The organism is Pseudomonas sivasensis (assembly GCF_021391435.1).
GTDB lineage: Bacteria > Pseudomonadota > Gammaproteobacteria > Pseudomonadales > Pseudomonadaceae > Aquipseudomonas > Aquipseudomonas sivasensis.
Map to the genome: position 1 here is coordinate 4,303,969 of NZ_CP090029.1, position 12,860 is coordinate 4,316,828.

The following is a 12,860-nucleotide window of genomic DNA, read 5'->3' on the forward strand; positions in this document are numbered from 1 at the left end:
TGCTCACCACAAAAACCTGCTCACCAGGGAAGTCTGCCAAACACAGGAGTTCGCCCCTCTTATTCATAGCCACGCCGCATCCCACAACGAATAATCCCCCACCCGCTCCACCAGGCCGGCTCGTATAGGGTTGGCAATGATGTAACGCGCCATCTTGCGAAGATCATCGTCCGCACGCACTGCCCTATCGTGATAGCCGGGTTGCCAAACACGCTCTTTACTTTGACGACGCTGGTTAATGACCAGCGTACTGCGCGACTTAATACGTCGCACCACGTCTGCCAACGCCTTTTGCTTCAACTCAAACAACCAGTGAATGTGGTCAGACATGACGACCCAGGCCAGTGAACCGACCAGTCCCAGTTCATGAGCCTGCCGGAATTCGGCAACCAGCAGGCGACCCAGGTAAAGGTCAGTGAATAAGCGCTGGCGCTGATGAACCACGGCGGTGATGAGGTAGCTGCGACCGTGTTCCGAGTAACGGCCGTGACACAGACGGTGTGATTGAGGTGCGGGGCGCATCCGGTGCTCTACGTGAAATGCCTGAAGAGCCTTAACGCTAGCGCGCCTCAGGGGACGAGCAACTGTCACTTGTTGACCACATGTAATCCTGTGGGTCAGGCATACCGGTGCGTCGCAAGAGACACAGCCAAGTGAGCCCAAAAACCAACTATTGCGGAGACAGAAATACAGTCATACGATGACTGATCACAAACATAACAATAAAGGCTCACTCGTGAATAAACCCCTCCTCATGGCCGCCGCCATTGCCTGCGGACTCAGTGCACACGCCAACGCTGCGACCTTCGCGTACATTTCCAGCCCCGGCGATGGCTTGATTTCCCAATACCGGCTGGACGAGAGCAACGGCGCGTTGAGCCTGGTTGACCAGGTAACAGCCGGTGATCAGGTCAACCCCATGGCCCTGAGCCCCGACGGTAAAACCTTGTATGCCGCGTTGCGGGTCAAGCCGTTTCAAGTGCAGAGCTTCAGCATTGATCCAGCCAGCGGGCGGTTGACGCCACGCTCCAAGGCCCCGCTGGCAGAAAGCATGGCCTACCTGGCCACCGACCGCGCCGGACGTTACCTGCTCGCGGCCTCTTATGGGGCCGACACCCTCAGTGTGCAGCCCGTCGATAAGCCCGAGCCGATCCTCACCTACAAGACCGGCCCTCACGCGCACTCCCTGCGCACCGACCCCAGCAATCGCTTTGCCTACGCCGGCAACTTGGGCAACGACCACGTGCTGCAATATCGCTTCGAGGCAAACACCGGCGCACTCACGCCGATCGGCACCGGCTACGTGAGCGTGCCGGCCAACACCGGGCCTCGGCACTTGGCGTTTTCAGCCAACGGTAAATACCTGTATGTGGTCGGCGAAATGAGCGGCACCGTCACTGCATTTTCCATTGACGACAGCACCGGCGCGCTGACGCAGATCGGCGTAGCCAACGGCATTCCCGCGCGTTTGAAACTGGCCCACGGCGAAGTGCGGGACGCGCGCAACAATGATTTGAAGGACGACCCGACGCCACGCATCTGGGCCGCCGACCTGCGTTTGTCCCCGGATGGCACCCTACTGCTGATGAGCGAGCGCACCAGCAGCTCGGTGTCGGCGTTTGCGGTGGATGCGGCTACAGGTGGCCTGATGTTTCTCGACAACTACCCGGTCGAAGAGAAACAACCGCGCAATATCGCCTTCTCTCCCAATGGCCAATGGTTGCTGGTGACCGGCGAGAAAAGCGACAAGGTCGGTACCTACGCGGTCAGCGGCGCAGGTGCGTTGAAGCGCGTGGGTGAGGCGGCTTCAGGCAAAGGTGCGCTGTGGATTGAAGTCCTGCGCACCGCAGCCAAATAGCACTCAGCTCAAACGAAACCGCGCGGTGTTGTCACTCAACGCCTGGCTGCCCTTGCTCAAGGTGTCCGCCGCCCGGTTGACCGCTCGCGCGCCATCCAGCAAACGTCCTGCCGCCTGATCGACTTGCTGGATGTTGCCGCTCACTTCGTCCGCCGTCGCCGCTTGCTCTTCCACCGCTGTGGCGATCTGCGCCAGGGTGTCGGTGACGTTCTGCACCGCGCCGGCAATCTCGCCCAAGCGCGTACCCAGGCCGGTGACGGACTCGGCGTCGGTCAATGCTTGCTCGCACGCAGCGCCCATCAGCGTAACGGCCTGGCTCACGGTCGCGCGCAGGCTGTCGACGGTGCCGGCGATCTGCGCCGTGGAGGCCTGGGTGCGTTGGGACAGACTGCGCACTTCATCGGCCACCACCGCAAAGCCCCTGCCCTGCTCGCCGGCGCGGGCCGCTTCGATGGCCGCGTTGAGTGCGAGCAGGTTGGTCTGCTCGGCAATGCCGCGAATGGTGTCGACCACCGACTGAATCTGCTGCCCCTGCTGACTGACTTGCTGCAAAGCATCAGCCGTATCGGTAAGGCGTTGGTTGAGTTGCTGGATGCTGGCCGTGGTGCGTTGGCTGTCGCGGCTGCTGTCTTCGGCGATGCGTCGTGTTTGCTGGGCACTGCCCGACGCTTGTTCACAGCTTCTGGCGACGCCCATGGACGTCGCGGCCAACTGCGTAGCGGCGGCGGCGATCTGGCTGATTTGATGCTGCTGGTCTTCGACTTCGCTGAGGGTGCTGCCCGATTGCGAATTGAGGGTGAGGACCGCTGAGCCGAGCTGCTGGGTTTCGTGGTTGACCCCCAGCAGGCTGGTGCGCAATTGCACCACCGCCACGTTCAGCGCGGTGCTGATCAGTGCCAGCTCGTCCCGCCCTTCCACCGCCACTTCGACGCACAGGTTACCGTCGCGCAAGGATTCGGCCAGGGTGGTGATGCCTCTTGCGCTGCGCTGTATGGAGGCTTGCAGGCACATGAACAGGTACAGCGCGGCCAGGGCCAGCACGCCGAAGGTCATCGCCAGAGGAATGAAGCGCTCGTTCGCGTTGCGGTGGTAGTAGCTCAAGCGCTCGTCAAGGGAGGTCAGCGACTGCACGCGCAGTGCGCTGAGCGAACCGAGCATGGCGTCGACACTGCGCTCGAAACCGGCGGTATCGAGCTTGATGGTGCCGCCGAATACGCCGTCGTCGAGCACTTTAAGCTCGTTATCCAACAGTTGCAGGCTGTTGTCGTACTGCGCCGTCCAGGGCTCCATGCCGTCGAATTGCTTGGCCTTGAGCGCAGCCGCCGCCTTGGCCAACTGGTCGCGCGCGTCGCCAATGCGGCTGCGCAGGTCGCGCATCTGCAAACGGCTTTGCAAGGTGAACTGCCCCGAAGCAATGGACGACTGCCCGACGCCCGCCATACGACCGATACGCTCGATCAGGTCTGGCGTCTGCTGTGTGCCCATCTGCATGAGCATGTAGGTTTCCAGCCAGGGATCGAGGATCAGCCCGGCGTCCAGGGTGATCTGTTCGCGCAGGGTTTGCATAGCGCTCAGCGCCGAGGTGAAACGGTCGTAGCCATCCGGCCACCAACCCACGGTGCGCAGCGAAGCGGAGTCCATGCCTTTGACGGTGGCCTGCAACGCCTCGTAGCGCGCGAGGATGTCGGCGCTGGCGTTCTGCGCTTTGAGCTCATCGCCCAAGGCTTGCAGGCTTTGCTGGATCAGCGGGAAATTCGTATCGACCTTGTCCATCGCCGCCTTCGCCGCCGGCGTCGGCGCGTGCAGGATGTCCGCCGCTTTCCAACGCGCAGCCAGGTTGCGCTGAGCCGTCAATTGACCGTCCAGTGCATCCAGGGCCAACAGTTGGCGCACGCCGGACTGCTCGGTGGAAATCACGCCTAATTTATCGCGATAGTCCTGGCCGATCATCCAGAGGCTCCCAGCCAGGGGCAGCATGAACAGGAAAAACAACACTTGGAATTTGCGCGCAAACCCCATACGTCCGAGCAGGCGGATACCGGGTGATAACAAGCTGTGCATGTCCGACTACTCCCTCAAACAACCCACGTGGTGCACGGTGGGCCAAGCCGTGAAATGACTAACGGCAAAGTGCCATGTCATTGATTAGCTTGGCTCTAGCAAGATACGGGCCGCCGAACAACAGCCCTGAAACAGGGCGGGCGGCACGCTTTTGGAGCCGATGGAGTGCTCGAAAATGGGGCAAAAGCACTCAGTGTTGGCAAGACTGCTGTAACCGCCGGAGACGACTGGCCCAGGTGCAGTCCAGAACACCTTTATTCACAGGCATCCTATCGGCAGCAAACCAGCCAAACTTGAAGGGCGCCGCGCTTTATGTGAGAGGCAGTGAGCAATGACTATTTGGCCTGCATGTAGCGACTGAAGTTCTTGATGTGATCGTCCAGATTGTCCTCAAGCATCAACCGATACTGATCACAAAAATACTTGAGCATCGCCTCGCGCTCCTCGGCCATGTGCTCACCGGACTTGAAGTTGCGTGCGCACGCCCAGGCGTTGAACCGCGTCGTGCCGAACATCATTGAAGCGCTGACTTGGCCGAGGTCTTCGAAGGTTTTCAGTTGTTCGTTCGACAGTTCGATGTGCGCGTCGGCGCGATCGTAGAAGGCGTGGTCGGTAGCGTCTGCCATTGCGGGGTTCCTGATTTATCACGGTTGAATGGGTATGTATCAAGCCAGCAGTGTGAGCATCCACCGGATCTGCTGGCTAATCTCTTGGAGCTTCGCCTCGGGCACCGCCTGCGCACGCTCAAAGGCAGCCAAGGTCTTCTGCCTCAGGCGTAACGCGCGCTGCCACTTGGCCAAAAACACCGGGCTACGGGCCTGCATCAGTAACGGGCCGAAGAACAGTTGTTCGGCGGTATACACCACAGGGTCTGCGCGCTCAGCGACGATGATTTCGTAGTAAAAGCGGTTTTCATGCAACAGCTCTTCGCTGACGATGCGATAGCCATTGCGCATTAACCAAAGGCGCAGCGGTTGCTCACCGCCATTGGGTTGCAGGATCAGCCGCTCAGCGCCGCTCAGGTGGGCTTTGCCGGCCTCAAGGATGTCGCGGATCGTCTCGCCGCCCATGCCGCAGAGGCTGATGGCCGTGATGCCGTCACGCGCTTCGATGGCCGCCAAGCCATCGGCCAGGCGCACAGTAATCTGCTGCTCCAGGCCATTGTCACGCACGGTCCGTTCGGCCGCCTGGAACGGTGTGGTCGCGACCTCTCCCGCCAGCGCCGCGTCGATCACGCCACGGCGCACTAACGCCACCGGCAGATAGGCATGGTCCGAGCCGATATCGGCCAGACGCGCGCCATTCGGCACATGCGCTGCCACGCGCTCCAGGCGCATGGACAAGGTGTGTTCGTTCAACCTGTGTTCCTTATCATTCCCCGGAAAATCGATCCCGGCTGTTAGTCAGATGCAACACCATGGCGGCGCGTGCGGCGTCCGGATCCTGGCGTTTGATCGCATTGAAAATGGCCTCATGCTCCAGGTTCGCCAATTGCCCGAGTTTGGCAAAGTCCGCCCCGCCACGTTCGTCCACCTTCACCTGAGTGCGCGGAATCATCGCATTACCCAGGTGCAACATGATTTCGGTGAAGAAGGTATTGCCGGTGGCTTCGGCGATCTGTTGGTGGAAGCGTTTGTCCTCTTCCACGCAGCTGTCGTTGTTGGCGAGAGAGGCCTGGTAGTCGTCCAGTGCTTCGCGCATGCGTGCCAGTTGAGCATCGGTGCGACGCAGTGCAGCCAGCGCCACCGCTTGCACCTCCAGGCCCAGGCGCAGTTCCAACATGTTGCGCACGCTGGCGACCGTATCCACATGCAGGCGCAAGCCTTGTTGGGCGCTCTGCTCCAGCACAAAGGTGCCGATGCCGTGACGCGTCTCTACCAGCCCCGAAGCCTGCAACTTGGAGAGCGCCTCGCGCACCACCGTCCGGCTGACGCCATGCTCCAGCACGATGGTGGATTCCGACGGCAGCTTTTCGCCGGGTTTCAACTGGCCGAGCAGGATGCGCTGGGTCAGGGCGTCGACCACGCCCTGGGCCAGGTTGGTGGAGCGTTTACGCACGGGGGTTGGGGTTTCATTGGGCATTACTGCAAGTCCACGGGGTTGGGCTGGAGCGAGCTTAACACCCAGACAAAGGACGCCGCCGAGGTTGATTGAAAAACCATCCAGCTTGTATGACAACCAATCTGATGACAGGATCGCGCCACGGTGACCGGCACCTTAGATACGGAGTCATTTCAACCCCTCCAACCGGTAAAAACCCCAATAAACATTGGCCAATAACAAAAAATCATTCCAACAACGACCTTATAAACACAAAAACATCAATCACTGGATTGCGAATTCCAGAAATCAACTTGTATGATGTCTATCAACAAAACACGCAAACCCGCATAAAAATAATCAGGGGGAGTTTTGAATTGTGAACAATTCAAGCCATGCATCTGCCGCACCACACAGTGATCCGGTCCTCGCGCGCGCCGTGCGCAAAGTGAAGAGCCATGTGCTCCCACTGTTCGTGATCATGTTCATCCTCAACTACATCGACCGGGTCAATATCGGTTTTGTGCGCACGCACATGGAGCACGACTTGGGCATCGGCGCAGCGGCCTATGGGTTCGGTGCCGGGCTGTTCTTCATCGGTTATGCCCTGTTCGAAGTGCCCTCCAACATGCTGCTGCAAAAGGTCGGCGCGCGTATCTGGCTGACCCGCATCATGTTCACCTGGGGCATCGTCGCGACGATGATGGCCTTCATCCAAAACGAAACCCACTTCTACATCCTGCGCTTTCTGCTGGGCGTGGCCGAAGCCGGCTTCTTCCCAGGAGTGATCTACTACTTCACACGCTGGTTGCCGGGCGCGGAGCGCGGTAAAGCCATTGCGATTTTCCTTAGCGGCTCGGCGGTGGCCTCGTTGATCTCTGGCCCGCTGTCGGGTGTGCTATTGCAGATCGAAGGCTTTGGCTTCCACGGCTGGCAATGGATGTTCGCCATCGAAGGCCTGGCCTCGGTGGTGATCGGTTTCTTCGTGTGGTTCTGGCTGGACTCCAAGCCCCACGACGCCAAATGGATGACTCGCGAAGAACAGGACGCACTGGTCGGCGCCATCGACGAGGAGCAACGCCAGCGTGAGGCGCTGACCAGCGTCAAACCGACCCTTGGCAAGCTGCTCAAGGACCGCCAGATCCTGCTGTTCTGCGCCCTGTACTTCTGCATCCAACTGACCATTTACGCGGCGACATTCTGGCTGCCGAGCATCATCAAAAAGATGGGTGACTTGAGTGATGTGCAGGTGGGCTTCTTCAACTCGATTCCGTGGCTGATCTCGATCATCGCCATGTATGCCTTCGCATCGCTGTCGGGCAAGTTCAAGTTCCAACAGGCCTGGGTAGCGGCGGCGCTGTTGATTGCAGCGGCCGGCATGTTCATGTCCACCACCGGCGGGCCAGTGTTTGCCTTTGTGGCGATCTGCTTTGCGGCCATCGGGTTCAAGTCGGCGTCTTCGCTGTTCTGGCCGATCCCCCAGGGTTATCTGGACGTACGCATTGCCGCTGCCGTGATCGCGCTAATCAACTCCATCGGCAACCTGGGCGGCTTCGTTGCGCCGACCACTTTCGGCTTTCTGGAGCAGACCACCGGCTCGATCCAAGGCGGCCTCTACGGCCTGGCCGGTACCTCAGTGCTGGCGGCGATCCTGGTGTTTTTCGCCAAGACCACGCCCTCTGCCCCATTGACGTCGCCAGGCGTGGCGCCAACCGGCGCGGCCCTCAGCAAACCTCTTTGAGCCTCTTTAGGAATTTGCCATGAATACTCCAGTCGTCACCCACTTCCAGGTCATCCCCGTCGCCGGCCACGACAGCATGCTGCTCAACCTCAGCGGCGCCCACGGGCCGTTTTTTACCCGCAACGTCGTGATTCTCAAGGACAGCTCGGGCAACACCGGCGTTGGTGAAGTGCCCGGTGGCGAACGCATCCGCGAAACCCTGGAAGACGCCCGCAGCCTGGTGATCGGCCAACCCATCGGCCAGTACCAACGCATCCTCAACCAAATGCGCAGCACGTTTGCCTCACGGGATTCGGCTGGTCGTGGCCTGCAAACCTTTGACCTGCGCATCACCATCCATGCCGTCACCGCGATGGAGGCCGCCCTGCTCGACCTGCTGGGGCAGTTCCTCGAAGTGCCGGTGGCCGCATTGCTCGGCGAGGGCCAGCAGCGCGACGCGGTGAAGATGCTCGGCTATCTGTTCTATGTGGGCGACCGCAACGCCACCGACCTGGCCTACCGCAACGAGGCCGACAGTGACGACGAGTGGTTCCGCCTGCGCCATGAAAAAGCCCTGACGGCCGAAGCCGTGGTGCGCCTGGCCGAAGCCGCCAAAGCCAAATACGGCTTTAACGACTTCAAACTCAAGGGCGGCGTTTTAAGCGGCGACGAAGAAATCGAAGCCGTCACCGCCCTCGCCGAACGCTTCCCCGATGCACGCATCACGCTGGACCCAAACGGCGCTTGGTCGCTCAAAGAAGCCATCCGCCTATGCCGCGATCAACACCACGTGCTCGCCTACGCCGAAGACCCCTGCGGCGCCGAAAATGGTTACTCGGGCCGCGAAGTCATGGCTGAATTCCGTCGCGCCACGGGCCTGAAAACCGCCACCAACATGATCGCCACCGACTGGCGCGAAATGGGCCACGCGATCCAGTTGCAATCGGTGGACATCCCCCTGGCCGATCCACACTTCTGGACGATGCAGGGCTCCGTGCGCGTGGCGCAGATGTGTAACGACTGGGGCCTGACTTGGGGATCGCACTCCAACAACCACTTCGACATTTCCCTGGCGATGTTCACCCAAGTGGCCGCCGCCGCACCGGGCGATATCACCGCCATCGACACCCACTGGATCTGGCAGGACGGCCAGCGCCTGACCAAGGAGCCGCTGAAAATCGAAGGCGGTTATGTGAAGGTACCCGCCAAGCCTGGCCTGGGCGTGGACATCGACATGGACGCCGTGGCCAAGGCGCACGAGGTGTACAAAGGCATGGGCCTTGGCGCGCGGGATGACAGCGTGGCGATGCAATTTTTGATTCCGGGGTGGAGTTTTAACAACAAGCAGCCTTGCCTGGTGCGCTGAAGAGCTGGGTTCTAAGGGAGGCCCGACCTCCAAAACACAATCAATCCAATGTGGGAGGGGGCTTGCTCCCGATTGCGGTGTGTCAGCCAGAAATGTATCGACTTAAACTCCGCTATCGGGAGCAAGCCCCCTCCCACAGGAGGCCTTGGTGTTTTCAGGGTTGTGGTCGCTCGCTAAACCACGTGGCAGGGTTTACCGGCCGCAGCCCGCTTTGCTCTGGCGGTTTTCTTGCTTGCCACCGCCGCAATCGGCTGAACCGTCAGTTCCACGCCTAACGACAGCATCAGTTTCTGAATCGTCTCATAGCGCGTTTTAGAACCGCCTTTCAGCGTTTTATACAGGCTCTCGCGATTTCCCCCCGCCGCCTACGGGCGCACGAACGCAAGCACCCGCTCCAGCATTCGGTCACAGGCCTCCAGTTGTTCCACGCTGATAAATTCATCCGGCTTATGCCCCTGCTCCATGCTCCCCGGCCCGCACACCACGGTGGGAATGCCAGCTTGATCAAACAACCCGCCCTCGGTGCCAAACGCAACCGTGCCGAAGTCTCGCGAGCCACAAAACTGCGCGATCCATCCGGCGGCCTGGCTGTCCAGAGAAGTCGCCAGCCCCGGGTAGCTGGACAGCTCGCTGATACTGATCGCGCACTGCCCGTTCACCGCCTGCATCGCGGGCAGCAGAGTCTGTTCGGCATAGGCGCGTAACTGCTGCGCCACCTGCCAGGGATCCTGGGCCGGCAGCGCGCGCACTTCAAAATCAAACGTGCAATTCTGCGGGACGATATTCAACGCCTTGCCGCCGTTGACCAGTCCGGTCTGAACCGTGGAAAACGGCGGATCAAAACGTTCATCCAGATGCCGCGGTGCCTTGAGTGACTCGCCGAGCCGCACCAGCTCACCGATCAACCGCGCGGCATATTCGATGGCATTCACCCCGGACGGCGCATACGCCGAATGGCAGGCCGCGCCATGCACGTCACAACGCATCGCCAACTTGCCCTTGTGGCCGAGCACCGGCTTGAGTTCGGTGGGTTCGCCGATCACACACAGCAACGGCTTGACCGCCTGCCCATGAAAACGCTCAAGCAACGAACGCACGCCGAGGCAACCCACCTCTTCGTCATAGGACAGCGCGATATGCACCGGCATACGCAGCGGCGCCTGTACCAACGCCGGCACCAACGCCAACACGCAGGCGATATAGCCCTTCATATCGGCGGTACCACGCCCGTACAACTTGCCGCCTTTCTCCGTCAGCTCGAACGGCGCCACGCTCCAGCGCTGGCCGTCCACCGGCACCACATCGGTATGCCCGGACAACACGATGCCGGGCACATCAGCCGGGCCGATGGTCGCCAGCAGGTTGGCCTTGCTCTTGTGTTCGTTGTAGACCAGCTCGCAGGTCACACCGTGGTCCTGCAAATAGGTGCGAACACAGTCGATCAAGGCCAGGTTGGATTCGCGACTGGTGGTGTCGAAGCGCACCAGTTGCGCCAGCAGGTCGCGACTGCTGGTCATCGGTCATCCCCTGGTACCGCATAGCCGGGAGCAATGTGCGGGTTGAGGGCGCGGTCGATGTAGTCCTGCAATTGCGGGCGATAGGCCTGCCAGAGTTTGTCGAGCGTGCCGATAGGGTCTTTATCCGCCCAATCGACGCGCAGGTTGACGATGGGCCAGAGCACGTCGTCGACCACCAGCAGCGCCGCCGAATGCACTGGCCCCGCCTCGCCGCCTTCAGCCACCGCCGTGTGCATCGCCGCCAGCAGTCGGTCGGCAAGGTGCCCCGAGGCCTGTTCGAAAGCCCGCACCATGGCGCCAATCACGCCTGGATTGGCCAGCATATTCCCCGCCGCCACACACTGTTCACCACTGACCGCCGCGTGAATCCCCAAGGTCTGCGCACCGCTGAAGTGCGCGGTACGGCCTTGGCGGTCAATCACCGTCACCTGGCGATAATCACTGTGCTCCTGCCCTGCGAACACTGCCGCCAGCGCCTCACTCGGCGCCATGCCCTGCTCCAATAAATCCAGCACTTGCGGCCCCAGGCTCGGCAAGGTGATGTTCTGCGACGCTACCGCGCCCACACCCGCACGCAGCCAGGGGCAACGCGCCCCCACGGCAATGCTCGACGAGCTGATCGCAATGCCCAACTGGCCGGTCTCGGCGCAGCGGGCGACAACGGAAAAGGTCATGGGGCGTTCCTCAATCGAGTACCGAGGGGTCGGCGTCGATCATCATTTGCTTCATTTCTTCAAAATGCCGACGTGAGAAATCCGCGATGCCTTCCCAGCTCCGCGCAGTTTTCTCCGCCACTTCATCGGACAACAACCGCAGCGGCTGCCCGGTGGACCAGGCCGTCACGAGGATCTGGCAAGAGCGTTCCAGGGTCCAGATATCGTCAAAGGCTTCACCGATGGACGCAGCGGTCACCATCACGCCGTGGTTACCCATCAACAGCCGGGTTTTGCCATCAAGCAGGCCGGCCAGGCGCGCGCCTTCCGCCTCCGTATCGGCCATGCCGCCGTAGAGTTCATCCACCGCCACGCGGTTGAAATAGCGTGCGGTGTTCTGGTCGATCGGCGGGATATGCGGCGTGGCCAGGCACGCCACCGCGGTGGTGTACACCGGGTGCAAATGCAACACGGCGCGGGTGTGCGGCAGCAGCCGATGGATCTGCCCATGGATCGACCAGGCCGTCGAATCCACATTTTGGTTGTCGGCACAGGCGGGATCGTCCGCGTTCAACAACACCAGGTCGCTGGCGCGAATACGCGAGAAGTGCTTCCACTTCGGGTTGAGCAAAAACTGTTTGCCATCGGCCGACACCGCGGCGCTGAAGTGGTTGGCCACCGCTTCATGCATGCCTAGGTGGGCGATGATGCGAAAGGTCGCCGCCAGGTCGATGCGTGTCTGTTCTTCGAGGGATAACGCCATGGATCGGACTCCTCAGAGCGCGACCGCAAGGCTGCGGCCGCGCGGTAGGGTTACTTCGGCATCAGCGCCGCGAGGTCGGCCTCAGTCGGCGCCTCGAAGTTGTACTTCTTCAGCAAGGCCGCGTATTCAGGCGTGGCGCGATATTTCTCCAGACCGTCGAGCAAGGCTTGCTTCACCGTGTCATTGCCCTTCTTCACACCGAAGCCGTTCAGCACCGGATAGATCAGGGTGTCGGAGGAAATCACCACGCGGCTACCGAGCTTGTCGATCACACCGCGGGCCACGGCGGCGTCGGTAATTTGCGCTTCCACCGCGTGGGCCAACAGGGCCTGGGTGGTTTGTGGGTCAGTGCTGTATTCGCTGATCAGGATCGGCTTCAAGCCCTTGGCCACGCAGTACTCGGCCGACAGCTTGTTCATCTGCGCCAGCCACGAGGTAGCGCCCATGGAGCCGATCTTGTGGCCGCAGAACTCTTCCGGAGTCTTGGGCTGGAAGGCGCTGTCCTTGAGGGCCAGGATCGATTCGCCGCTCTTGAGGTAAGGGATCATGTCGATGACCTTGACCCGCTCGGCGGTGATGTACATCGACGAGTTGGTCACATCGAAACGCCCGGCTTGCAGGCCGGTGATCAAGTTGGGGAAGCGCGTGTCGAGGGTCTCGACCTTGCGGCCCATGACCTTGCCCAGGCCGTCCATGAACTCGATATCAAAGCCCGCAGGCTTGTTGTTATCCATGTACTCATAGGGGAAGAAGGTCACGTCGGAACCGGCGATGATCTTGCCTTCCTGCTGGAACGCCGAGGCCGCCAACGAGGTCATTGCAACCGCAGCGCCCAGCAGGCACACGGCAAGGGGACGAACACTGTTACGAAACGCTGTCATG

The 12,860-nt window shown here is 61.0% G+C and carries 12 protein-coding genes and 1 pseudogene; 3 read left to right on the top strand and 10 right to left on the bottom strand.

The window, feature by feature from the left end; genetic code table 11:
* Positions 1–63: 63 nt before the first annotated feature.
* On the bottom strand, positions 64–522 hold the full coding sequence (locus LRO94_RS19390; RefSeq protein ID WP_179178682.1) for an REP-associated tyrosine transposase: 459 nt from the start codon (positions 520–522) through the stop codon (positions 64–66).
* A 214-nt stretch (positions 523–736) separates the two neighbouring features.
* Between LRO94_RS19390 and LRO94_RS19395 the strand changes: the two genes are divergently transcribed.
* Positions 737–1,858 carry a lactonase family protein gene (locus LRO94_RS19395; protein ID WP_032885883.1) on the top strand — a complete coding sequence of 374 codons (1,122 nt, stop codon included), beginning with the start codon at positions 737–739 and terminating at the stop codon, positions 1,856–1,858.
* Between the two features lie 3 nt (positions 1,859–1,861).
* Here LRO94_RS19395 and LRO94_RS19400 read toward each other — a convergent pair whose 3' ends face one another.
* The 4 genes from LRO94_RS19400 to LRO94_RS19415 form a co-directional block, all read right to left on the bottom strand.
* Positions 1,862–3,919, bottom strand: coding sequence for a methyl-accepting chemotaxis protein (locus tag LRO94_RS19400; RefSeq protein ID WP_032885884.1), 2,058 nt, complete (start codon positions 3,917–3,919; stop codon positions 1,862–1,864).
* Between the two features lie 335 nt (positions 3,920–4,254).
* Complete coding sequence (locus LRO94_RS19405; protein ID WP_032885886.1) at positions 4,255–4,545, bottom strand: DUF3144 domain-containing protein; 291 nt, start codon at positions 4,543–4,545, stop codon at positions 4,255–4,257.
* A gap of 39 nt (positions 4,546–4,584) precedes the next feature.
* A complete protein-coding gene (locus LRO94_RS19410) occupies positions 4,585–5,277 on the bottom strand; it encodes a tRNA (adenine(22)-N(1))-methyltransferase (protein ID WP_032885887.1) in 693 nt (230 codons plus the stop codon).
* Between the two features lie 13 nt (positions 5,278–5,290).
* Entirely contained in the window at positions 5,291–6,001 is a 711-nt protein-coding gene (locus tag LRO94_RS19415; protein WP_095185533.1) for a FadR/GntR family transcriptional regulator, read from the bottom strand.
* Between the two features lie 337 nt (positions 6,002–6,338).
* Between LRO94_RS19415 and LRO94_RS19420 the strand changes: the two genes are divergently transcribed.
* Positions 6,339–7,700, top strand: a complete 1,362-nt coding sequence (locus LRO94_RS19420) for an MFS transporter (protein ID WP_179178681.1) — start codon at positions 6,339–6,341, stop codon at positions 7,698–7,700.
* A 19-nt stretch (positions 7,701–7,719) separates the two neighbouring features.
* The gene (gudD, locus tag LRO94_RS19425) at positions 7,720–9,045 is read left to right on the top strand and encodes a glucarate dehydratase (RefSeq protein WP_179178680.1); all 1,326 of its coding nucleotides are present in this window, start codon (positions 7,720–7,722) and stop codon (positions 9,043–9,045) included.
* Between the two features lie 173 nt (positions 9,046–9,218).
* Here the strand turns inward: gudD and LRO94_RS19430 are convergent.
* The 5 genes and pseudogenes from LRO94_RS19430 to LRO94_RS19450 all read right to left on the bottom strand — a co-directional run.
* A pseudogene (locus LRO94_RS19430) lies at positions 9,219–9,410 on the bottom strand (addiction module antidote protein); the annotation flags it as partial.
* Positions 9,411–10,562, bottom strand: a complete 1,152-nt coding sequence (gene argE / locus LRO94_RS19435) for an acetylornithine deacetylase (protein ID WP_032885892.1) — start codon at positions 10,560–10,562, stop codon at positions 9,411–9,413.
* Positions 10,559–11,236, bottom strand: coding sequence for a DUF1028 domain-containing protein (locus tag LRO94_RS19440; RefSeq protein ID WP_032885893.1), 678 nt, complete (start codon positions 11,234–11,236; stop codon positions 10,559–10,561). The genes argE and LRO94_RS19440 overlap by 4 nt, the downstream gene beginning before the upstream one ends.
* A 10-nt stretch (positions 11,237–11,246) precedes the next feature.
* A complete protein-coding gene (locus LRO94_RS19445; RefSeq protein WP_099603098.1) occupies positions 11,247–11,978 on the bottom strand; it encodes a class II aldolase and adducin N-terminal domain-containing protein in 732 nt (243 codons plus the stop codon).
* A 50-nt stretch (positions 11,979–12,028) separates the two neighbouring features.
* Positions 12,029–12,859, bottom strand: coding sequence for an ABC transporter substrate-binding protein (locus tag LRO94_RS19450; protein WP_095185651.1), 831 nt, complete (start codon positions 12,857–12,859; stop codon positions 12,029–12,031).
* Between the last annotated feature and the right edge of the window lies 1 nt (position 12,860).